The organism is Pseudomonas sp. MDT1-16 (assembly GCF_054898115.1).
This window is the reverse complement of sequence record NZ_CM142717.1, coordinates 715,454-738,640: the sequence shown is the minus strand read 5'-3', so window position 1 is coordinate 738,640 and position 23,187 is coordinate 715,454. Positions and strand designations below refer to the sequence as shown.

Genomic DNA, 23,187 nt, shown 5'->3' with positions numbered 1-23,187 from the left:
GACAGCATCAAGCTTTCACCTTTTCTGGTTGGCTAAAGACCAACCTTAACGATTATTCTCACAACGCAGCTGGAGGCCACAAGCCGCTCATCTGTAGTTTTACTACTCGTATATACATTCGAAAGGCTGAAATGCCCGATGATTTGTAGTAAAACTACACGCCGCCGGAACAACCTCTCGGCAATCCAAGAATTTATATCGTCTGCCCACAAGGCCAGTCGCAAACTCAGGCAACCGATTCTGGAAGCCTTTCCGCCCTGGAGCAAGCCATGCAAGACCTCGATCCCGTCGAAACCCAGGAATGGCTGGACGCCCTGGAATCGGTTCTCGACAAAGAAGGCGAAGACCGCGCTCACTATCTGATGACCCGTATGGGTGAACTCGCAACCCGTAGCGGTTCGCAATTGCCTTACGCCATCACCACGCCATACCGCAACACGATCCCCGTTACCCACGAAGCACGCATGCCTGGCGACCTGTTCATGGAACGCCGCATTCGCTCGTTGGTTCGCTGGAACGCGATGGCCATGGTAATGCGTACGAACCTGAAAGATTCTGACCTGGGCGGTCACATCTCCAGCTTCGCCTCCAGCGCCACGCTGTACGACATCGGCTTCAACTATTTCTTCCAGGCCCCGACCGACGAACACGGCGGCGACCTGATCTACTTCCAGGGTCACACCTCGCCAGGCGTTTACGCCCGTGCGTTCATGGAAGGCCGCATCACCGAAGACCAGATGAACAACTTCCGCCAGGAAGTCGACGGCCAGGGCTTGTCGTCCTATCCGCACCCTTGGCTGATGCCTGATTTCTGGCAGTTCCCGACCGTATCCATGGGTCTGGGTCCGATCCAGGCGATCTACCAGGCACGCTTCATGAAGTACCTGGAAGCCCGTGGTTTTATCCCCGAAGGCAAGCAAAAAGTCTGGTGTTTCCTGGGCGACGGCGAGTGTGACGAGCCGGAATCCCTGGGCGCGATCTCGCTGGCTGGCCGCGAGAAGCTCGACAACCTGATCTTCGTCATTAACTGCAACCTGCAGCGCCTTGATGGCCCGGTTCGCGGCAACGGCAAGATCATCCAGGAACTCGAAGGCGTGTTCCGCGGTGCTCAGTGGAACGTGACCAAAGTCATCTGGGGCCGTTTCTGGGACCCACTGTTGGCCAAAGACGTCGACGGTATCCTGCAACGCCGCATGGACGAAGTCATCGACGGCGAGTACCAGAACTACAAAGCCAAAGACGGCGCGTTCGTGCGTGAACACTTCTTCAACACGCCAGAACTCAAGGCGATGGTTGCTGATCTGTCCGACGACGAGATCTGGAAACTCAACCGTGGCGGCCACGACCCGTACAAGGTCTACGCGGCGTACCACGAAGCGGTCAACCACAAAGAACAACCCACCGTCATCCTGGCCAAGACCATCAAAGGTTATGGCACCGGTGCCGGCGAAGCGAAGAACACGGCGCACAACACCAAGAAAGTTGATGTTGAAAGCCTGAAGCTGTTCCGCGATCGTTTCGACATTCCGGTTAAAGACTCCGAGCTGGAAAACCTGCCGTTCTTCAAACCCGAAGTAGGCAGCGCCGAAGCCCGTTATCTGAGCGAACGTCGCACTGCACTGGGCGGTTTCGTGCCACAGCGTCGCGCCAAAAGCTTCGACATTCCAACCCCGCCACTGGATACCCTCAAGGCGATCCTGGATGGTTCGGGCGACCGTGAAATCTCCACCACCATGGCATTCGTGCGCATCCTGGCGCAGTTGGTCAAGGACAAGGAAATCGGCCAACGCATCGTCCCGATCATCCCGGACGAAGCCCGTACCTTCGGTATGGAAGGCATGTTCCGTCAGCTGGGCATCTACTCGTCCGTCGGCCAGCTCTACGAGCCAGTCGATAAAGACCAGGTGATGTTCTACCGCGAAGACAAGAAGGGCCAGATTCTCGAAGAAGGCATCAACGAAGCGGGCGCCATGAGCTCCTTCATCGCTGCCGGTACTTCGTACTCCAGCCACAACCAGCCAATGCTGCCGTTCTACATCTTCTACTCGATGTTCGGCTTCCAGCGTATCGGCGACCTCGCCTGGGCCGCTGGCGACAGCCGCACCCGTGGCTTCCTGATCGGCGGCACCGCCGGCCGGACCACGCTGAACGGCGAAGGCCTGCAACACGAAGACGGTCACAGCCACATCCTGGCTGGCACCATCCCGAACTGCCGCACCTTTGATCCAACCTACGGCTACGAGCTGGCGGTGATCATTCAGGACGGCATGAAGAAGATGACCGAAGAGCAGCAGGACGTTTTCTACTACATCACCGTGATGAACGAGTCCTACCAGCAGCCAGCCATGCCGGCCGGTGTCGAGGAAGGCATCATCAAGGGCATGTACCTGCTCGAGGAAGACACCCGCGAAGCGGCGCATCACGTTCAACTGATGGGCTCCGGCACCATCCTGCGTGAAGTGCGCGAAGCGGCGAAGATCCTGCGTGAACAGTTCAACGTCGGCGCTGATGTCTGGAGCGTTACCAGCTTCAACGAACTGCGTCGCGACGGCCTGGCCGTAGAGCGCAGCAACCGTCTGCACCCGGGCCAGAAGCCTAAATTGAGTTATGTCGAAGAGTGCCTGAACGGCCGTCAGGGTCCGGTCATCGCCTCTACCGACTACATGAAGCTGTTCGCTGAGCAAATTCGTCAGTGGGTCCCGTCCAAGGAATTCAAAGTCCTGGGCACCGACGGTTTCGGCCGCAGTGACAGCCGCAAGAAGCTGCGTCACTTCTTCGAAGTCGACCGTCATTTCGTGGTGTTGGCAGCCCTGGAAGCCTTGGCTGACCGTGGTGATATCGAACCTAAGGTGGTGTCTGAAGCCATCGCCAAGTTCGGGATCAACCCGGAAAAACGCAACCCACTGGACTGCTGAGGAGACACTCTGTGAGCGAACTCATTCGCGTACCTGACATCGGCAGCGGTGAAGGTGAAGTAATCGAACTATTTGTGAAGGTCGGCGACCGTATCGAAGCCGACCAGAGCATTCTGACGCTTGAGTCGGACAAGGCGAGCATGGAAATCCCTGCTCCCAAGGCCGGCATCGTTAAAAGCCTGAAAGTGAAGCTGGGTGATCGCCTGAAAGAAGGCGACGAATTGCTCGAGCTGGAAGTCGAAGGTGCCGCTGCTGCGGCCCCTGCGGCTGCCGCTGCCGCTGCGCCGGCTGCCAAAGCTGAAGCAAAACCGGCTGCGGCCCCGGCGCCGGCTGCTCCTGCTGCCGCGCCGGCTGCTGCAACCACTCAACAAGTGCACGTGCCGGACATCGGTTCGTCGGGCAAGGCCCAGATCATCGAGATCCAGGTCAAGGTCGGCGACACCGTCGAGGCTGATCAGTCGCTGATCACCCTGGAATCCGACAAGGCCAGCATGGAAATCCCTTCGCCCGCCGCTGGCGTGGTCGAAAGCATCAGCGTCAAGCTCAACGACGAAGTCGGTACCGGCGACCTGATTCTGGCGCTGAAAGTGGCAGGTGCTGCGGCACCGGCTGCGGCCGCACCCGCTCAGGCGGCGGCACCTGCTGCCGCTGCTCCAGCGCCAGCCGCTGCGGCACAGGCTGCGCCAGTAGCTGACAGCGTTCAGGACATTCACGTTCCGGACATCGGCTCGGCCGGCAAGGCCAAGATCATCGAAGTGCTGGTCAAGGCCGGCGACACCGTTGAAGCCGACCAGTCGCTGATTACCCTGGAATCCGACAAGGCGAGCATGGAAATTCCATCGCCTGCCGCTGGCGTAGTGGAAAGCGTTTCCATCAAGCTGGATGACGAAGTCGGTACTGGCGACCTGATCCTGAAGTTGAAAGTCAAAGGCGTTGCGCCTGCTGCCCCGGCTCCGGCCGCTGCTGCACCAGCACCTGCGGCTGCCAAGGCTGAAGCTGCTCCTGCAGCCGCCGCTCCGGCACCGGCCGCACCGGCTGCTGCACCGGCCAAACCAGGCGCCAAGGTTCACGCAGGTCCTGCGGTGCGCCAACTGGCTCGTGAGTTCGGCGTCGAGCTGAGCGCGGTCAGCTCAAGCGGCCCGCACGGTCGTGTGCTGAAAGAAGACGTGCAGGTTTACGTCAAAGCCATGATGCAGAAGGCCAAGGAAGCACCGGCCGCTGCTGGCGGCGCAACCGGCGGCGCGGGCATCCCGCCGATTCCGGTCGTGGACTTCAGCCGCTTCGGTGAAACCGAAGAAGTGCCGATGACCCGCCTGATGCAAATCGGCGCGTCGAGCCTGCACCGCAGCTGGCTGAACATTCCGCACGTGACTCAGTTCGATTCGGCTGATATCACCGACCTGGAAGCGTTCCGTATCGCTCAGAAAGCCGTTGCAGAGAAGGCTGGCGTCAAGCTGACCATCCTGCCACTGCTACTCAAGTCGTGCGCGCACCTGCTCAAGGAACTGCCGGACTTCAACAGTTCGCTGGCACCCAGCGGTAAAGCGATCATCCGCAAGAAGTACGTGAACATCGGCTTCGCGGTCGACACACCTGAAGGTCTGCTGGTACCGGTCATCAAGAACGTCGACCAGAAGAGCCTGTTGCAACTGGCAGCCGAAGCCGCCGTACTGGCCGCCAAAGCCCGCGACAAAAAGCTCACCGCAGACGACATGCAAGGCGCCTGCTTCACCATTTCCAGCCTCGGCCACATTGGCGGCACCGGCTTCACGCCGATCGTCAACGCGCCGGAAGTGGCGATCCTCGGTGTTTCCAAGGCAACCATCCAGCCAGTCTGGGACGGCAAAGCCTTCCAGCCGAAACTGATGCTGCCACTGTCGTTGTCCTACGATCACCGTGTGATCAACGGCGCCGCTGCTGCACGCTTCACCAAGCGTCTGAGCGATCTGCTGGCGGACATCCGCACCATCCTGCTGTAACACCGATCGGTCCTCCTTCACCGGAGGGCCTGTTGCGTTCCACGTTTTCCGAGCGCCACGCTCGTACCTCAACCCCGCCAGTTTGGCGGGGCTTTTTTTTGCCAGGAAGAAAGTTTCTTCCTACATTCGTGGCTGACGTCGCCCACAACTCAAGTCCACTTTCACCCGATATTTTTTGCGCACCATTAACTAGGCTTAGCCCAACTGATTATTGATTTAAACATCATCAGTCTCTCTTGCTTAGTTAGCATTACTTCGAACGGATTCGAACATGTTCAAACCGACTGTCGGCCCTATTATTGGCCACACTACAACTAATCACACACGCATCTTCTTGCGCGGCGAATTTCAAAACAACGCACCGGTATTTGCAGGCATTCGTTATCGCCAACCTGGCGAAGAACGCTGGTCCCAAGGTGCATTTGCAAAATTGACGATCGTGCGCGACATGTCCGATGTCATTGCACTCAACGATCTGGCCACCGATACCGACTACGAATACCAGGCGGGCTGGTTCAGTCCCATGAGCCCGGTGCATACCGTGGAAACGGTTCAGGAGTTGCCGCTGCAATGGCCGCGGGATATCTACCGGTTTCGCACGCAGTCCAGCAAAGGCACGATTCCACGGGCCTATATCGTCGGCTCATGTCGTTACCTGCGCATGACTGCTGGCATCCCGTCTGCAGCGCATCTGGGGGATCGAATCTTCGCCTCTGTCACGAATCTGGCGCAGCAGGCCGAACCGCCCATCAGCGCCCTGCTGATGACCGGTGATCAAATTTATGTCGATGACCTGAACGTCATTGCGCCCGACCGGGAATACAAGGCCATACTCAGTAAGTACCGCGCGGCTTTTTCCCAACCCAATATTGCAAAATTAATGTCCAGTGTGCCGACTTACATGATCCTCGACGACCATGAAATAGAAGACAACTGGCCTGCCAACAAGAGTAAAGCCGATGACTACTTATATAAGAACGCTATGGCGGCGTACGAGTTATATCAAACCAGCCATAGTCCGGCCCATGAACTTCTAGCCAACGGACAACCAAGTAAAAAACTGGAACAGTATGGGTATCAGTTCGCCGAAGGCGATATCGAATGGTTTGTCACCGACAGCCGAACCCGCCGCAACCTGTCGGCCGATGATCGACGCATTCTCGACAAAGAGCAGGAACAGGCTTTGTGCAAATGGCTGATCCACAGCCCGGCCAGGGTCAAATTCGTGGTCACCAGCGTGATGTTCTATCCCGACCGCAAAGCCCATGGCGATGACGCCTGGAAAGCCTTCCCGGAACAACGACTACGGCTGCTGGAGACGATTCGTACACACCGCATCAAGAACGTCTTCTTCATTTCGGGCGATGTCCACGGCTCCCTGACCAGTCGCCTGACCCACAGCGAGGACCCGGACTTCGAAATGCACACCATCGTGTCGTCACCGCTGTGCAACAGCAAACTGCTGCCGTATGCCAAGGCATCCACATTCATTCTCGATCAGCCACTGGTGCAAACGGTCGCGGGCGACTATCGGCATGAACTGACTAGCAAGGTGGTCAGCGAGGACAACTTTGCCCATCTGGTCGTTGATCAGGAGAAGGTTCAGGTCAACTATCACGACCGGGACGGCAAGCTTTTAGAATCGGCCAGTATCACGTTGCGCTAAGCCCATGAAGGCCAGATTCATTAGTTTTCGACCTCTTGCTGAAGAAATCTTCGTCCCTGCCGATGTATTCTTATAGCACTTGGCCTTCATGTCTCTTGTCAGTCAGTGCCGCAATGATGCAACCTTGCCGCAGACAACAGTAAAGAGGGCGAGAGCCCGGCGCGATCAGCATATTCGAAGCGAGTTTCCCTCAATGAAAAGCCAACCCGATGCCGCCAGCCGTATGGTGGCCGAGGTAGTGACGCAGTTGCCTGTGCCCTCGCGGCTCGGCATGCTGCGTTTCGAACGGCTGAATGAACCAAGCTGGGCACTGCTGTTTCTCGATCCCAATTGCGAACGACAGTTCGGCCTGCCGGCGGTGGACCTCTGTGCTCTAGTCGACTCACCGTACGCCAGCCTGATGGAACCTGAAGCGCGCTATCAGCTGCATGACGAGGTCCAGCAGCAGCTCACCGAAAGTACGAATTACCAGATCCGCTACACCTTGCACACCGCCGCAGGCGCCTTGAACCTGCTGGAATTGGGCGAAGCCTACAAGCAACACAACCGACACCTGCTGCGCGGCTACCTGCTGGTGGTCGACAGCCTTTTCGAGGGCAAGCAACTGCTGCCGGCCCTGGACCTGGAAACCCAGAACTCTCGCCTGCAAATCGCCCTGGCGCTCAATCAACTCGCTCAGCAGGAACAGCTCCTGCACCTGGACCGGGTGCGCGCCCAGCAAGACTTGATCCTGCTGCTGACCCGCCAGCGCTACCGCAGCAACAACTCCCTGCAAGAAGCCGCCGAGCTGATCACTCGCAGTGCCTGTGACATTTACGAAATCGACTGCGCCAGCCTGTGGAACCTCGAAGGTTCGCTGCTCGTGCCGATCTCGGCCTATCACCGCGCCAGCCAGAAATACCAACTGCCGGAGCCGATCGATGTCAGTCACTTCCCTGATTACCTGGAAGCCTTGCACACCGGCCGCGCCATCGATGCTCATAACGCCATGCGCGACCCACGCACCCGGGAAATGGCCGAAAGCCTGCGCCCGCGCGATGTGAATGCGATGCTCGACGCCAGCATCCGCGTCGACGGCCAAGTGGTCGGCGTACTCTGCCTGGAGCAGATCGGTACGACCCGCGCCTGGCAATCGGACGAAATCGCTTTCGCCGGCGAACTGGCGGATCAATTCGCTCAGGTCATCAACAACCATAACCGCCGCACCGCCACCAGCGCCCTGCACCTGTTCCAGCGTGCGGTAGAGCAAAGCGCCAACGCCTTTTTGCTGGTCAATTGCGATGGCGTGGTGGAATACGTCAACCCGAGCTTCACGGCGATCACCCAGTACAGCACCGAAGAAGTCCACGGCCAGCGGCTGTCGGAACTGCCTGCACTGGAAAATCTCAGCGAACTGTTGTTCGACGCGCCCTCGGCGCTGGCCAAGAGCAACAGCTGGCAAGGCGAGTTCAAAAGTCGCCGCAAAAACCTCGAACCCTACTGGGGCCAGTTGTCGATTTCCAAGGTCTACGGCGACAACCGTGAACTGACCCATTACATCGGCATCTACGAAGACATCACCCAGACCAAACTCGCTCAGCAGCGCATCGAACGTCTGGCTTACACCGATAACCTGACCAACCTCGGCAACCGTCCGTCGTTTATCCGCAACCTCGATGAACGCTTCGCCCGAGACAGCGATACCCCTATCAGCCTGCTGCTGGTCGACATCGACAACTTCAAGCGGATCAACGACAGCCTCGGCCACCAGACCGGCGACAAACTGTTGATCAGCCTGGCCAGACGCCTGCGCAATAGCCTGAGCCCGAGTGGCAGCCTGGCGCGGTTTGCCAGTAACGAATTCGCCGTGCTGCTGGACAACACCGACCTGCGTGCGGGCCAACAGATCGCCAGCGAATTGCTGATGACCCTCGACAAACCGATGTTCGTCGACAATCAGCTGATCAGCGTCACCGGTTCAGTGGGCCTGGCCTGCGCGCCGTTGCATGGCCGCGACCCGCAAACCCTGATGCGCAACGCCGGCCTGGCGCTGCACAAGGCCAAGGCCAACGGCAAACACCAGGTTCAAGTGTTCACCGAAGCGCTGAACGCCGAGGCCAGTTACAAGCTGTTCGTCGAGAACAACCTGCGCCGCGCCCTGACCCAGAACGAGCTGGACGTTTTCTATCAGCCCAAGCTCTGCCTGCGCAGCGGTCGCCTGCTCGGGATGGAAGCCTTGCTGCGCTGGAACCATCCGGAAAAAGGCATGATCCGCCCGGACCAGTTCATCAGCGTCGCCGAAGAAACCGGGCTGATCATTCCCATCGGTAAATGGATCGCCCGCCAGGCCTGCCGCATGAGCAAAGACCTGACGGCCGCTGGCCTGGGCAATCTTCAGGTGGCAATCAACCTCTCGCCCAAGCAGTTCTCCGACCCGGACCTGGTGTCGTCCATCGCCAATATCCTCAAAGAAGAAGCGCTGCCGGCAAACCTGCTGGAACTCGAACTCACCGAAGGCCTGCTGCTGGAAGCCACCGAAGACACCCACTTGCAGCTCGAGCAACTCAAGCGTCTGGGCCTGACCCTGGCCATGGATGACTTCGGCACCGGTTACTCGTCGCTCAGTTACTTGAAAAAATTCCCGATCGACATCATTAAGATTGATCGAAGCTTTATCCACGAAATCCCGGACAACCAGGACGACATGGAAATCACCTCCGCGGTGATCGCCATGGCCCACAACCTGAAACTCAAGGTCGTGGCTGAAGGCATCGAGACTGCCGAGCAGTTGGCCTTCCTGCGCCGTCACCGCTGCGACGTTGGCCAGGGCTACCTGTTCGACCGACCGATACCGGGCTCCGAGCTGATCGAAAAGCTCAAGCGCTATCCGCGTGGCCCGATCGCCTGACAGCGGCGTAACACTCGGGCAAACTGCGTGTCTGACTTTTTACATCCCAACCTGACTGAGAGGACTGATCATGGTTCTGCGCTCGGAAATTCTGGTGAACAAAAACGTGCTCCCGACTCAAGAACAAGCTCTGCCTGGCCGCGAAACCCCAATGACCCTGCCAGAAAAACACTTCGTCCACGACGCGCCGCTGCTGGGCCCGTTCGTCACTGATGTGGATTTCGCCATCTTCGGCCTCGGCTGCTTCTGGGGCGCGGAACGCAAGTTCTGGCAGCGCGAAGGTGTGGTCAGTACGGTGGTGGGTTACGCCGGGGGTTTTACGCCGAACCCGACGTATGAAGAAGTCTGCTCGGGCCTGACCGGCCACAGCGAAGTGGTACTGGTGGTCTACGAGCCGGCAAAAGTCAGCTACGAAGAGCTGCTGAAGATGTTCTGGGAATTGCACAACCCAACTCAGGGCATGCGTCAGGGCAACGACATCGGCACGCAGTACCGCTCGGTGATCTACGCCACCAACCCGACGCAGCTGGAAGCCGCCAAGCACAGCGAGCAGGTGTTCCAGGCCGAGTTGACCAAGGCTGGCAAAGGCACCATCACCACCGAAATCGAAGAAGCGCCGACGGTCTACTTCGCCGAGGCGTATCACCAGCAGTACCTAGCGAAAAACCCTGAAGGGTATTGCGGGATTGGCGGTACAGGCGTGACTTGCCCGATCTGACACCGCACTGATCGTTCCCACGCTCTGCGTGGGAATGCCTCAATGGACGCTCTGCGTCCGCTTCGGCAGGGACGCGGAGCGTCCCGAGCTGCATTCCCACGCAGAGCGTGGGAACGATCACAGGTCAACTCTCGGCAATCAACCAATCCATCTGCCAACCACCCTGGGTCTGCCCCAACTTCTTGGACAACCACGGCAGCAACTCACGCAACTCCTCTTCCAGCCCCCACGGCGGATTCGCAATCGCCAAACCCGAGCCATTCAGACTGTTCGGCGTATCCAGCGGATGCACCAGCAACTCCACCCGCAACAACTTCGGCGCGCCACTACCCGCCAAATCCTGATAAAACCGACGCAACATGCGCGGGTCCTTCACCGGGTACCAGATCGCCACCACGGTTTGCCGCATCCGGCCAATCGCCTCTTTCAACGACGCCGCACAGCGCTGCATCTCATCAAGCTGCTCGAACGGCGGATCAATCAACATCACCGCCCGCTTCTCCTGCACCGGCAACATCGCACGCGGCACATGCCAGCCTTCGCCCAAATGCACCTTCACCCGACGGTCGCCCGCCATATTATCTCTGAGCAACACACCGTCTTCCGGGTGCTTCTCGTTGAGCATCAGCCGATCCTGCGGCCGCGTCAGACGGCGCGCCAACTCCGGCGAACCCGGGTAATAGCGCAACTGGCCATCCGGGTTCATGTCGTGCAGCACCTTCATGTAATCCGCGGTCAACGCCGGCAGATCCGGCTGATCCCACAAACGCGCAATGCCTTCCAGGTACTCACCGGTACGGCTCGCCTGATCACCCTGCAGGTCATACAGACCAATGCCGGCGTGAGTGTCGAGATAGGCAAACGGCTGCTCCTTGCGCGACATCAAAGCGATGAGGCGGGTCAAAGTCAGGTGTTTGAACACATCGGCGTGATTGCCGGCATGGAAGGCGTGACGATAATTCATGATTGCTCCTGCGAAGGGCGGGGAGTTTACCTTGTACGGGGCGGCAAGTCAGGGGTTGGGAGCTGAGTGGGTCCCAACGTCAAAAGATCGCAGCCTTCGGCAGCTCCTTCACGGGATTGATGCTCCCCTGGAGCTGCCGAAGGCTGCGATCCTTTGATCTTGCTTTCGATAATCAGGAAGGCATTGCCACATCCAGCACATCACACCCGTCGCGCAACAGAATCGCGCAGAGCAAGGCAAAGTCGCTGAGGTGGTCAATGCCCTCTCGACATGTCAAGACGTATAGAGGAATGCTGCGGACAGAAATCTAGACAGACGGTGCAAATAATCAGGATTACCTGTCAACTCTGACAGTAGCCACATTACTGAGACTGGGGTTTCATGGTGTCAATGCGTGGACTATACGCGCAGATGAAATTTATTCTTTTCAAGCAGGGGAATTGAAATGGCCAAGCCCATAACAACGACAACCAGTACCGGAACTATAAAAGCATTCGACAAAAGAACTGACCCCATGGGGATCAAATACGGCATTCGCGTGCTTTTAGATAACAGCACTGAGGAATTAGTTACTACTTCAGACGTTCATTACAACGTGAGTGTTGGAGACAAGGTTAAATTCACAGTTACCGATGGCCCTCTCGGAAAAGAGCCAAGTGAATTTAAAAAAATAACCTGAACAATATTAAGGGGAGCCCAACCAATCACTTACCCACCTCCCCTTAACATCAAATATAAACGGACAAAATATCGAAATCGCACTGGAGCCAACGCCACTAAAGGCAAAAATTAAGATTAATATTTCAGAATGAAGACACTCTGAAAGTTACACACGGCGCGCATGTAAAAAAACACAAAAAAATGGGACAGATCTATTTATTCTCCTCCGACGCATTCATCAAATCTCAGGATCAGTACCTGCCAAAGTAGATTCTCAAAATGAACAAGGACGATACTTCCTACAATCAAAGAGGAAGGATCACTCCTTATGCCGATGTTACGGCCGAGCCCGCAAACGCCGGCCAAGAACATCCAGCACATCGCACCCATCCCGCAACGGAATGGCGCAGAGCAAGGCAAAGTCACTAAGAATGAAGGACTGACACTCAATCGAACCACGCATGGACAAATTCTCCATCACTTGAGTGACGGCGCGGATTCGGTAGCTGGCAGCGTCATACAAAACATCAAGCGGCGCTTGGGTATCAACGAACAGTGTGGGCATGTCGTCGCAGTTGCTGGTGAGCGCCATGAAGCGGTTTTCGGGGTGGGGAGTTGGTTTTTTGTAGGGTGGGTCGGGGGTTAGCGTCGTCATTTTTTGAAAGTCCATGGAGTACTAATTTAAAGCTACCAACGGCCTTTCCTACGGGCTTGGGTGGCAGCCGTGCGCGGGAGTAGGAAACTGAGATACTCCAACTCAGCCACGTCGAAACGTGTCCCGCACACAGCCGCCGCGAACGATGTTACGGACACGATTTAAGTGTCGCAATCAATCGACAGTACTGATGCACGTTGGAGTAAGGGTTCCTACACCCTGCCACTGCATATGCAGCGACAGCCAAAGACTATCCATGGATCTCACTCCGCACCAGTTCATGCAAACCGCTACAACCTGAAGGAAATTTCCGATGACCTTGCCCAGAAATTTCGTTGCCAGCGATCAACGATTGGTTTCTTCACCAAGCGGCTCGATCCTCCATGCTCGCTTTGAGCAGATCGCGTTTCCAAACCTCTTGCGCCAACGTGTAGACATGCTGAAGAAATTCCCGAGGGCTCTCCAATTCGTACCACTCTCCACGAGGCCAGCTTGATGCTTCGCCCTCATCTATTTCGAATAAACTTTGGAAATCATAGTTTCGATCACGCAGTTTTTCCGCCAGAGATTCCACCAACACAAGCTTATGCCTATAAGAAAGACATCCGAGATCCAATGCGTATTTTTTAATCAGCTCCGCTCTATCAAACTTATTATTAGGGTCGTAAACCTCAAGCTCTACACCGAGTGTTTCTTCACGATCATATACATTAAATCGACCAATGAACCACATCAGTCCCGCATCAAACTCTTCATCCACAAAAGGACACCGCAACATTCCTTATCCCCCGACCTTACCGACATAAAAGGCTCACCACGCGGACTGATCTTCGAGACTGGCTCTGTGAAGATCCTCCCTCCACTCTTCGCTTGCCAATCTGTATATATCCTCGAAGAAGCCACGCGCATCATTTATTTGAGTTTCGTCCCAGGCAACACAGGTGTTTTCGTCATAATCACTTTCAAACTGAGCTGGAAAATCATAACTCGGAAGCCTTAGCGACTCGTCTAGCAGCTTAAACAGCAAAAATTTATGTCTATACGTAAGATCATCAAACCTCGTCAGTATGAAACTCTTTATGACTATTTCCCTATCGTCTTTGTCGTTCGGATCATACGCCGACAAAGCGACGCCAAGAGTTTCTTCAAGATCGTATGTGGAAATACCTCCAAGCCAATATGAAAGCAAAGGCTTAAACGGAAGATCAAACATAGGCCACTTCAACATTGTATTTTCCTAATCTGGAAACCCGGTATAAGGTTTCTTAATATCTTGCCTACGAAACCTGACTTCAGAGTAATTTAGCTCATCTACATATTTCGGATTGTCTTTATCTTTTTTGTTTGGCTTATACCCTCTGCCAGCACCAGGCATTTCTTTCCTTACAACTGGATCTCCTTTGTTTGTGAACCCGGTAGGAGCAGGCGGATTTCGATTCATCCTAGAGACCGCATCATTTATCGCGTGAAACTGCAGTAACCAGCTACTGAATTGTGAGCTTGAGTTCACCCCCTCCTTTACTCCCGGCTTTGTTGGATGACTCCCATCAATCGATCTTTGCTTCAAAGCTGCATCTGATATCTCGGGATTGTGCTTCGCAACGGTATGCATGTCATACATTTGCTCAAACTCTCCGACCCGCCGCTTAGCATTTGCTTCAGCCAACTCATCGATCCGCTCCCGCCGCTGCTCACCCGTCAGCTTCGGCAGCTTCGGCTCACCCTCATCAACCCTAACGCCAGTCGTATCATCCGGCGCCTGACACCCTGGCTTATTCGGCGGCGGACAATTCCCGCTCAACCCCAACGGATCAATCCACCCCGTCGGATTCGGCGTGTATTGATACTGGTTCAGCCCGCCCGCCAACTTGACCGGATCCGGCGTCAGGTACCGACCCACCTGCGGATCATAGTACCGATGCCGGTTGTAATGCAGGCCGCTCTCGGCATCAAAGTACTGCCCTTGAAACCGCAACGGCTGCTCGAGCTGTTCTCCCCCACCGAACGCCAGGCGCGTGACCTTGCCGTAGGCGTTGTATTTCGCCGACCAGACGATCTCGCCACCAAAATCGGTCAGTTCCTGCGGCGTGCCGAGGTGATCGAGTTGGTAATAGAACGGGCAGGCGTGGCGCGGGCCTTTGCCGTCGAGCATGGCCAGTGGGCGGAAGCTGCCCGGTTCGTAGACGTAGCTGCGGTAGTGCTCGCGGCTGCTTTCGGCGGCGAGGTTGTCGCCCTGCCAGAAGAACTCGGTGGTGTGGCCATCGACGGTTTTGGCGATGCGGCGGCCGAAGGCGTCGTAGCGGTAGCTTGAGCAACGACCGTCCGGGGTGGTGACGCCGATCAAGCGGTGTTGGCAGTCGTAGCGGTATTCGGTGACGAGTTTTTGCGCGGTGCCGCGGCGTTCGCGGATCAGGTTGCCGAAGGCGTCGTAGTCGTAGTGGCGGTCGCCTTGCATCAGCAGGCGATTGCCTTTGACCGTCGCGGCGCCGGGACGATCCTGCATCAGCAGGTTGCCCGCCGGGTCGTGGGCGAAGCTTTCCGGTTGTTGATCGCGGGTATGGCGGACGCGGGTCAGGCGGTTGAGCGGGTCGTATTGGTAATTACGTTGGCCGTGACGGGTGTCGGCGATGCTGTCGAGATTGCCGTTGGCGCTGTAGGCATAGTCGCGGCGATACAGCGTTTGGTGCTGTTGACTGACAGCGTGGGCCTTCAATCGGCCCTGATCGTCGTAGGCATATTCGCTGAGCAGTTGCCCCTGCTGGCGTTGCTGTTCGCGACCGAAGGCGAATTGGTGGCTGGTGAGTCGCGCACCGTTGAGGTCGATGGCTGTGAGTGCGCCGCCCTTGGCGTGGAGGTAATCGAGTTTGCTGCCGTCCGGCAGGCGCAGGCGATTCAGCTGACCGCAGGCGTCATAGCTATAACGCAGGGTGCCCCAGCCTTGGTGCTCGGTGATCAGCCGGTCCTGCTGGTCGTACTCGAATTCCAGCGGATGGTCGTGGCCGTCGTCGACGCTGACCAGTCGGCCGAGGCTGTCGTAGCGGTATTCAACCTTGATGCCGTCGGGCAGGGTTTTGACCAGCAACCGTCCGGCCGAATCCCGCTGGTAAGCCGTCACCAGCCGTGAGCCGTCTTCGCCGAACTCGGTTTTCTCCAGCAGCTGGCCGTGGAGGTCGTAGGCATACGCCGTGCGTTGGCCGTCGAACCCTGTTTCTTGTCGGATCAGGCCGTTGGCCGTGTAGTCCAGCTGATATTTTTCGCCGGATTCGTTTTCGATTTCCGTGAGCAACAGCTGGGCGTTGTCGTAGCGATACTTCAGCTGGGTGCCGTCGGCGTTGAGGCGGCGGCTGACCAGGTGCAAATCGTCGACGTATTCGTAACGCGTGACGCGGCCCAGTTCGTCACGTTCGGCGGTGATCTTGCCGTAGGCGTTGTAGCTGAACGCGCGGCTGGCACCGGTAGGAAAAGTCGTCTGGATCAGTCGGCCAACGGCATCCCATTGGTACTGGGTGACGGCGCCGTGTTCGTCCTGACGGGTAATCTGCCGCCCCATCACATCGTAGGAAAACCGCCGCTGGCCACCGCCCGGCAAGGTCTCTTCGAGCAGTTGCCCTAAGGCGCTCCAGACGAAGACATGCCGGCTGTTGTCCGGGTAACGGATCGACAGCAGCTGGCCTTTTTTGTCGTAGTGGTAGTGGCTGACATGGCCGTCGGGATCGGTCGCTTCGGTGATAGCGCCCTGAGCATTGCGCTGATAGGTCCAGACCGCTTTGCCGCGATACCGCGCGTGCAGGAAACCGTTGCGATACTCGTAGGCCGTCGGTTCGTCTTCCGGTGGAATCAGCGCGACCAGCCGTCCGACTTCGTCGTAACGGTATTCGGTGACGGCACCCAGCGGATCCTGCTCGGCAATCAACCGCCCTTGGTCGTCGTAGGCCTTAAGGTGTTCGCCGCCATCCAGTTCGACCTTGCGCACCAGCCGCGCCCGATCGTCGTGGACGTAAACCTCTTCGCTGCCGTCGATGTTCTGAACGGTGACACTGCCCTCGTCATCCCAGACGTAACGCGCGTCCATCTGTGAAAACGACGCCCAGTGGCGGATGCATCGGGCCGCCTTGCCGGACCTTTCCCACGCCCAGAAGAAACTCGCCCCACCGGCCAACTGCCGCTGCAGGATGACGTGCTGATCGTCGTAGTCGTAACGCTCGCTTTCGCCGGCGGCGTTGGTCGCTTCGATCAGTTGCGCGCGTGCGTCGTAGCGATAACTGACCAGTGTTTGCTCGGTCTGCCAAGCCTCGTCGAGGGTCTGGGCCGGGACAAAAACCTGATAGTCGACGGCGACCAAATGGCTGCGGTCATAGCGCAATCGCAAGGCACGACCGGCGCCGTTGTCGAGGCGTTTGATCCGGTCCTGGCGGTCGCGGGTGATGCGCAGGCGGTTGTCGTAAGCGTCGCTGATGGTTGTCAGTCGGCCCTTTTGAAAGTGATAGAACCGCGTGTCGTCACCCGCCTGGGCGAGGATCAGTTCTTCGGGTTCATCACCCAGGTAAATCGCCGCGCGCGACAGGCTGTTGTGGATCGCCGGGCGTTCGCGGTTGGGTAGCGGGAAAGTGGTGCGACGGTTTTCGTGGTCGATCCAGACGACGGTGTCGCCATCGATTTCCAGTCGATGGGCGAGGCTGTGACTCCAGCCGAAACCGAGGCCGCAATCGATGTCGGCGGCGCTGGTGCGATAGAGCCGGGTGAAGTCGAACGGCAGGATGCCGTCCAGCGAGCCGTCGGTGAGGGTCAGCAGTTCTTCGCCGGTGACCATCGACACCGGGCATTTGTTGGTGGCGGTTTTATCGGCGGAATCGGCGCTGTCGCCGTTGGGGTTTTTCGCTTGGTCCGGGACGTTGTCGTGGTGTTCGTTTTGCTTGAGCGTGGTGTTGCGCTTGGCGTCCCAACGTAGTTGCATCCGACCTTGTTTCAGGCCCGCAGCCACACCGCGCGCGGCGACCGATTTGTATTGGTCGACGTACTTCATGAAGGTGTTGAGGATACTGAAAACAGCCTCGACGAAGCGCGTAGCCAGACCGGCGAGCACCATTCCGTACTTGATTCCACGAAGCTTCAAATAGGCTACGGCAGCGGGCATGCCGACACCCGTGAGAGCCAGCGCCGAAGCAATCAGAATGTCGATCAGTACCGAGACAATGGCATGGCTGGCGGCCTCTGCTGTGGTACCCGCAATTTCGCTAGACGGTAACGCCGAAAACCAAAGAGTCGCGGCACGAAACAGCAGGCAAAGCGCCGCTTCATCGCTGGCCAGCAACATGGCTTTTTCCATCGCGGCGGGTGATTGCTCCGCCAGATCGATAAGTTGCTGCGCACTGCTGCCGAGCCGTTCAAGGTGGGCGCCAGGATTTTTAAGGATTTCAAAGACGAGGTTCAGGCCATCCCAAACACCCATGACTGCTGCCCAACTTCCCGCCAGCATTCCGTTCCCAGCGGCCGCAAAAGTCGACTGCGACCATTGCGGTTTAAAGCCTTCCCATTCTTTGCGCAGCCACCCTTCCAACTCTTTGGTCAGGCCATCGTAGGAAGAGAAAAGATCATCAACTTGCTGCGGTGTGACTTCGTTGTGGACGTGAATGCGGTAGAACTTGCCCTCGTCCCCCTTGAACGTCCCTTTGCCATTTTCATCAAGCGTGACAGGCGTTGTTTTACCGCCGTCGATAGCAATCACATCAACCTGGATACTCCCAACGGGAACGTCATAAACCGATTCGAACTTGCTCTCGATTTCCAGCATCCCACCCTTCGGGCACTGCACGACGGTGGAGAGAAAATCGTCATCGCCACTGCTCACAGTGGTGCTGGTATTGCCGAACCGAATGATCCGCTCCATCCCCATTAGCGAAGGCAAATCAGTCGCGTGACTGGCCTTGTCTGCCGCCCGGCTCAACCAATGCTTAAGCTGTTCACGGTAGAGGGAAAGGGTGTTCGGGAAACTGTCGAGCTCCTGCTCGATGAGTACGATCTGATCCATCAGTTCAGCTCCGCCATCAGGTAGTCCACCAAGGCGGTTTGGGGTGCTTGAGGCAGGTCCGGCGTCTCAAGAAAGATCGCGACCTTGTGCCGCAATACGCTTATCGAAAACCCTTCATAAAGATCAGGGCGTTCCTCGCTCAACCACTTCACCAAGTTGTTGATGCGGGTTGTTGCGGACTCCGCAGCGAGGTGTTTAAGCAGCGATTCAGAAACTTCCCACCAAGGAAAAACCCTTGCGGTTTTCAACGCACTGCCACCCATGGCGAGCGGCTGGCCATTGATCAAACAGCGGTCGATCACAGGCATTAACTGCGTGGCGTTAACTTCGGGAGACTTAAGGATCGACAGCAAATAACGCCCATCCCAAAAGCGGAAAAACACCGCGTTGCCGTTGGGCAAAAGGACTTGGGTAAGGCTGCGCAAATGCTCGACCAGCACTTCTTGAGAGGCCGAAGAAACCGCCAGCCAACCCCAATCGCTTGATTCGGTCGTGGCGACCCACTCCAGAAACTCACTGCAAGCGGCGACGATTCCGACATAGGGCATCACCGGTTCCCACTCGGCGTAAGCGCTGTCGGCCCAAATCGGGCTGGGTGCTTGAGCGATGCTCGAACGCTGCCAAGCTTTAAACGGTTCAGCGGAGCTCGCGTTGCTGAAAATGGCGAAGAGCTGCTCAGAAGATTTGAGGGGTTGGCTTACCAGCCAGTCGTGGGGCGACAAGCGATCAGGCTGCACAGACACCCTCCTTGCAACGCTCACATTCCTCACAGAACGGCGCATCACTTTTCAGGCTTAGAATCTGTGCAGCACTCAGCAGCGCCGCCGGAGCGGCAACGAGATTCAACAGCGTATCCGGCGAGGCTGGCGCAGCAGTCATGGCCGGCATCAACGCACCACCGACCTGAATCGGCACGCTGCTGAAAATCCCACCGGGACCAATGTTGATCCACTGCCCACCCGCCTGAATCGTCGCACTGGCGCCGCCGTCGATCACCACTTGCTGACCGGCGCTGACATGGAATTGCTGACTGGCATTCAGCGCCTGACTGGTCACACGAATGTGCCGGTCGCCGATCACCACCAAGTGATCGTCCAGCTTCACTTCGGCCTGGCGCTGGCCGTGGGTGATGCGTTGTTCGTCGGCCTTCAGTTCATGGCGAGCGGTGCCGGTGACGACGATGCTGCGCTGGTTATCGACCTGCACCTGTTGATCGTTCAACACGTGTTGAGTCCAGTTTCGCTGGGCGCGCAGGTAGATTTCCTCGGCGCCTTTGCGATCCTCGATGCGCAATTCGTTGTAACCGCCGCCACCGGGACTACTTTGGCTGCGGAAAATGCTGCGGGTCTTGTCGGCGGGCAAGTCGAGCGGTAGCGGTGTCGCCGCGTTTGGCAGGCAACCCATCACCAGCGGTTTATCCGCATCGGCGTCGATGAACCCGACCAGCACTTCCATGCCGACTCGCGGGATCAGCACGCTGCCGTAACGGTCGTGCGCCCAGCCGGTGGCCACGCGCAGCCAGCAACTGGAGTGTTCATTGAGCTGACCGTCACGGTCCCAGGCGAGCTGAACCTTGACCCGGCCGAACTCGTCGCAATGGATTTCGCTGTCGGTCGGACCGGTGACCACGGCAGGTTGATAGCCGAGCATGCGTGGCTTTTCCGGCCCGAGCGGCGGACGAAACGAAACGTCCCACGGGATTGCCAGAAAGGTATTGCGATAGCCCTGGAAATCTTCCGGGCTGTCGCTGGTGACCGACTCTTCCAGCACTTGCGGCTGGCGTCCACGGTGCTCAATTTCGGTGATCAACCACAGATCATTCCACGACTGACGCGGGTGCTCGGCGAGATGTAGGAAGTGCCCGCAGACCAACGCAGATTCGTCGCCCCGACCTTCGGCCTGACGGAAGTCGGCGTTGTGGCGTTCGAGTGCTCGTTGAGCCAGATGTTTGCCGTGTTCGCGATCAGTGAACTGGCCAGGAAAGTGATAATCCTCCAGCACCGGTCGCTGTTCGCTGTCGAGGCGGCTTTCAAGTTGCAGGCGCGGTTTGCGGAAGTCGTAATCGCGACGGGTTACCGCTGTCGACCGGGTTTCCAGCCGCACGTTGAAACGCTTGACGGCTGGCGCATCCGCCGCCATTCCGCTGCCCGGCAGGTATAACGTCGGCTCGGACAGACGAGGGAAAACCGTCTGGTCATCACCAAACACCAGCAGGTGCCCGTCGAGGCTGTGCTGAAAGTGGTAGTGAATGCCGATCTCGGCACACAGCCGCTGGATGAACCCCAGATCGCTCTCGGCGTATTGCACACAGTACTCGCGCGCTGGGTAGTCGCTGCCGAGCCGAAACTCGAAGGCATCGCGCTGGATGCCATGGTCCTTGAGGATTTGCGCGACGATCGTCGGCACGCTTTTGTGCTGAAAGATCCGCTGATTGATGCGCTGGCCCAAGTACGCCAGTCGCGGTACGAGACTGATTTGGTAACCCGTGAGGCGTTGCCCGGAATCGCTTTGGCCGACCCGAAAAATCTGACCATGAATGCCGGAACCTTGAGCATCAAAACTCAGAAATGCCTGACGATGCAGCAAGCTTTCGAGTTCGATGTCCGGCCGTTCGCTGACCAGTTCCAGGTCAAAACGGTAGGGCTGGCTGATGGCTTCCTTGCCCGTGAACTCAAGCACTTTGAGCTCATTCTGGACGCCGTCGAGGGTCAACGTGAAACGCGGTTGATTGGCAGGAGCGAACATCCGATGTGTCTCTGCAGATTGAAGGCGGGCGATTCTGCATGAGCGGATAGGGGTGTTGAGGGAGGGACAGGAAAATCAGATTTGCCCTACTTTTTTAGGGAATCGTCCTTCAAAAATCGGAACAGTGACCTACAGACATACCCGTCAGATTGGTCGCACAGACAAAAAAAGGCCCGCGTCCATGAGGAAGCGGGCCTTTTTCATGTTCGGCGAAAGGTCAGAGCATCAGCTCATCCCCATCACTTGTTCAGGCGGAAATCTGCCTCGGCAGCAGCGAAGCGCTGAAGCATGCCTTTGGTAGGCTCGCCCATTTTACTGACGATGTAGATCGCCAGGCTGGCGAAGATGAAACCAGGGATGATTTCGTACAGACCCAGCAGTTCGAAGTGTTTCCAGACGATCACGGTGATCGCACCGACCAGGATGCCGGCCAATGCGCCGTTACGGGTCATGTCTTTCCAGATCACGGAGATCAGGACAACCGGACCGAACGCAGCACCGAAACCAGCCCAGGCGTAGCTGACCAGGCCCAGTACGCGGTTTTCCGGGTTAGCGGCCATCGCGATGGCGATCAGGGCAACCAGCAGCACCATGGCACGACCGACCCAAACCAGCTCCAGTTGGGACGCCGATTTACGCAGGAAGGTCTTGTAGAAGTCTTCGGTCAGGGCGCTCGAGCACACCAGAAGCTGGCAGCTCAGGGTACTCATTACCGCCGCCAGAATGGCCGACAGCAGTACACCGGCGATCCATGGGTTGAACAGGATTTTGGCCAGTTCGATGAACACGCGCTCTGGGTTTTCGGTCACAGGACCGGCCAGCTCCGGGTGCGCCGAAAAGTAAGCGATACCGAAGAAGCCTACAGCGACGGTGCCGCCCAGGCACAGGATCATCCAAGTCATGGAGATACGACGAGCGTTAGCGATCGACTTGACCGAATCCGCCGCCATGAAACGCGCGAGGATGTGCGGCTGGCCGAAGTAGCCCAGGCCCCAGCCCATCAGCGAAATCACGCCGATGAAAGTGGTGTTTTTCAGCATGTCGAAGTTGCTTGGATCTTGTGCTTCGATGGCCAGGAACGTGGTGTCGACGCCGCCAGTGGCCAGCAGCACAATGATCGGCGTCAGCAACAGAGCGAAGATCATCAGCGTGGCTTGTACGGTGTCAGTCCAGCTCACTGCCAGGAAACCACCGACGAAGGTGTAGGCAATCGTCGCTGCAGCACCGGCCCACAGCGCCGTCTCGTAGGACATGCCGAAGGTGCTTTCAAACAGACGGGCGCCGGCCACGATGCCGGAGGCGCAGTAGATGGTGAAGAACACCAGAATCACGACCGCAGAGATGATCCGCAGCAGGCCGCTTTTGTCTTCGAAACGGCTGGAGAAGTAATCCGGCAGGGTCAACGCATCACCGTTGTGCTCGGTCTGCACCCGCAGACGGCCGGCGACGAATAGCCAGTTCAGGTAAGCACCGACGATCAGGCCGATGGCGATCCAGCTTTCGGAGAGACCGGACATGTAGATGGCGCCCGGCAGGCCCATCAACAACCAGCCGCTCATGTCGGAGGCGCCGGCGGACAATGCAGTCACGACGCTGCCCAGGCTACGACCGCCCAGAATGTAGTCAGAAAGGTTATTGGTGGAGCGATAGGCCATGAAGCCGATCAGCACCATTGCTGCGATGTAGATCACGAAAGTGATCAGGGTTGGATTGCTAACGCTCATTAAGTTACGCCCTGGCTTTGTTTTTATGTAGCGGCGGCTGGTGAACCGCACGCAAACGACGACGTTTGACAGACGATTTCGGGTCCCGCGCATTTATGACTGATGTTTCCCCAGGAAAGCCATCAGCCGGGGCACCTGTCTTTTTTGACTGGTTGCACCTTGGGCGCGAATGCTATTCAACAAAGCAAATAAGGTGCAACCAGTTTCGTGAGAATAAGTTGCACCTAGTCGGATTTATCTGAAAAA

At 57.5% G+C, this 23,187-nt stretch carries 14 protein-coding genes and 1 pseudogene; 6 read left to right on the top strand and 9 right to left on the bottom strand.

Features of this window, described 5'->3' with window-relative positions:
• Positions 1-269: 269 nt before the first annotated feature.
• The 5 genes from aceE (at position 270) to msrA (ending at position 10,165) form a co-directional block, all read left to right on the top strand.
• Positions 270-2,915, top strand: coding sequence for a pyruvate dehydrogenase (acetyl-transferring), homodimeric type (gene aceE, locus ACYZT3_RS03315; protein ID WP_449642684.1), 2,646 nt, complete (start codon positions 270-272; stop codon positions 2,913-2,915).
• A gap of 11 nt (positions 2,916-2,926) precedes the next feature.
• Positions 2,927-4,894 carry a dihydrolipoyllysine-residue acetyltransferase gene (gene aceF, locus ACYZT3_RS03310; RefSeq protein ID WP_462031501.1) on the top strand — a complete coding sequence of 656 codons (1,968 nt, stop codon included), beginning with the start codon at positions 2,927-2,929 and terminating at the stop codon, positions 4,892-4,894.
• A 271-nt stretch (positions 4,895-5,165) separates the two neighbouring features.
• Positions 5,166-6,560, top strand: a complete 1,395-nt coding sequence (locus tag ACYZT3_RS03305) for an alkaline phosphatase D family protein (RefSeq protein ID WP_462031499.1) — start codon at positions 5,166-5,168, stop codon at positions 6,558-6,560.
• 193 nt (positions 6,561-6,753) lie between these two features.
• On the top strand, positions 6,754-9,447 hold the full coding sequence (locus ACYZT3_RS03300) for a sensor domain-containing phosphodiesterase (RefSeq protein WP_282382385.1): 2,694 nt from the start codon (positions 6,754-6,756) through the stop codon (positions 9,445-9,447).
• 70 nt (positions 9,448-9,517) lie between these two features.
• Positions 9,518-10,165, top strand: a complete 648-nt coding sequence (msrA, locus tag ACYZT3_RS03295) for a peptide-methionine (S)-S-oxide reductase MsrA (protein WP_282382383.1) — start codon at positions 9,518-9,520, stop codon at positions 10,163-10,165.
• Positions 10,166-10,289: 124 nt separating this feature from the next.
• Here msrA and ACYZT3_RS03290 read toward each other — a convergent pair whose 3' ends face one another.
• Together ACYZT3_RS03290 and ACYZT3_RS03285 are read right to left on the bottom strand one after the other, a co-directional pair.
• Entirely contained in the window at positions 10,290-11,129 is an 840-nt protein-coding gene (locus tag ACYZT3_RS03290; RefSeq protein ID WP_462031498.1) for a 23S rRNA (adenine(2030)-N(6))-methyltransferase RlmJ, read from the bottom strand.
• Between the two features lie 172 nt (positions 11,130-11,301).
• Positions 11,302-11,379: pseudogene (locus ACYZT3_RS03285) on the bottom strand (short-chain dehydrogenase); the annotation flags it as partial.
• A gap of 195 nt (positions 11,380-11,574) precedes the next feature.
• Between ACYZT3_RS03285 and ACYZT3_RS03280 the strand changes: the two are divergent.
• Positions 11,575-11,808 (top strand): hypothetical protein, encoded by a 234-nt coding sequence (locus ACYZT3_RS03280; protein ID WP_462031497.1) that lies wholly within the window; start codon positions 11,575-11,577, stop codon positions 11,806-11,808.
• 318 nt (positions 11,809-12,126) lie between these two features.
• On the opposite strand, the gene ACYZT3_RS03275 is transcribed toward ACYZT3_RS03280, so the two are convergent.
• The 7 genes from ACYZT3_RS03275 to putP all read right to left on the bottom strand — a co-directional run bounded on the left by ACYZT3_RS03275 (position 12,127) and on the right by putP (position 22,941).
• The gene (locus ACYZT3_RS03275) at positions 12,127-12,444 is read right to left on the bottom strand and encodes a hypothetical protein (protein ID WP_462031496.1); all 318 of its coding nucleotides are present in this window, start codon (positions 12,442-12,444) and stop codon (positions 12,127-12,129) included.
• 361 nt (positions 12,445-12,805) lie between these two features.
• Complete coding sequence (locus tag ACYZT3_RS03270) at positions 12,806-13,204, bottom strand: hypothetical protein (protein WP_462031495.1); 399 nt, start codon at positions 13,202-13,204, stop codon at positions 12,806-12,808.
• 51 nt (positions 13,205-13,255) lie between these two features.
• Positions 13,256-13,672, bottom strand: coding sequence for a hypothetical protein (locus tag ACYZT3_RS03265; RefSeq protein WP_462031494.1), 417 nt, complete (start codon positions 13,670-13,672; stop codon positions 13,256-13,258).
• Between the two features lie 9 nt (positions 13,673-13,681).
• The gene (locus tag ACYZT3_RS03260; RefSeq protein ID WP_462031493.1) at positions 13,682-18,472 is read right to left on the bottom strand and encodes an RHS repeat-associated core domain-containing protein; all 4,791 of its coding nucleotides are present in this window, start codon (positions 18,470-18,472) and stop codon (positions 13,682-13,684) included.
• Complete coding sequence (locus tag ACYZT3_RS03255; RefSeq protein ID WP_462032333.1) at positions 18,472-19,209, bottom strand: DUF4123 domain-containing protein; 738 nt, start codon at positions 19,207-19,209, stop codon at positions 18,472-18,474. Before ACYZT3_RS03255 ends, ACYZT3_RS03260 begins: the two co-directional genes overlap by 1 nt.
• Positions 19,199-21,217, bottom strand: a complete 2,019-nt coding sequence (locus ACYZT3_RS03250) for a type VI secretion system Vgr family protein (RefSeq protein WP_462031492.1) — start codon at positions 21,215-21,217, stop codon at positions 19,199-19,201. Before ACYZT3_RS03250 ends, ACYZT3_RS03255 begins: the two co-directional genes overlap by 11 nt.
• 239 nt (positions 21,218-21,456) lie before the next feature.
• A complete protein-coding gene (putP, locus tag ACYZT3_RS03245) occupies positions 21,457-22,941 on the bottom strand; it encodes a sodium/proline symporter PutP (RefSeq protein WP_282379803.1) in 1,485 nt (494 codons plus the stop codon).
• Positions 22,942-23,187 lie beyond the last annotated feature (246 nt).

Coding starts and splice junctions, on each gene's coding strand:
- ACYZT3_RS03250 (WP_462031492.1), bottom strand. CDS start 21,217: ATGTTCGCTCCTGCCAATCAACCGCGTTTCACGTTGACCCTCGACGGC.
- ACYZT3_RS03300 (WP_282382385.1), top strand. CDS start 6,754: ATGAAAAGCCAACCCGATGCCGCCAGCCGTATGGTGGCCGAGGTAGTG.
- ACYZT3_RS03275 (WP_462031496.1), bottom strand. CDS start 12,444: ATGACGACGCTAACCCCCGACCCACCCTACAAAAAACCAACTCCCCAC.
- ACYZT3_RS03305 (WP_462031499.1), top strand. CDS start 5,166: ATGTTCAAACCGACTGTCGGCCCTATTATTGGCCACACTACAACTAAT.
- aceE (WP_449642684.1), top strand. CDS start 270: ATGCAAGACCTCGATCCCGTCGAAACCCAGGAATGGCTGGACGCCCTG.
- ACYZT3_RS03265 (WP_462031494.1), bottom strand. CDS start 13,672: ATGTTGAAGTGGCCTATGTTTGATCTTCCGTTTAAGCCTTTGCTTTCA.
- putP (WP_282379803.1), bottom strand. CDS start 22,941: ATGAGCGTTAGCAATCCAACCCTGATCACTTTCGTGATCTACATCGCA.
- ACYZT3_RS03280 (WP_462031497.1), top strand. CDS start 11,575: ATGGCCAAGCCCATAACAACGACAACCAGTACCGGAACTATAAAAGCA.
- ACYZT3_RS03260 (WP_462031493.1), bottom strand. CDS start 18,472: ATGGATCAGATCGTACTCATCGAGCAGGAGCTCGACAGTTTCCCGAAC.
- ACYZT3_RS03290 (WP_462031498.1), bottom strand. CDS start 11,129: ATGAATTATCGTCACGCCTTCCATGCCGGCAATCACGCCGATGTGTTC.
- msrA (WP_282382383.1), top strand. CDS start 9,518: ATGGTTCTGCGCTCGGAAATTCTGGTGAACAAAAACGTGCTCCCGACT.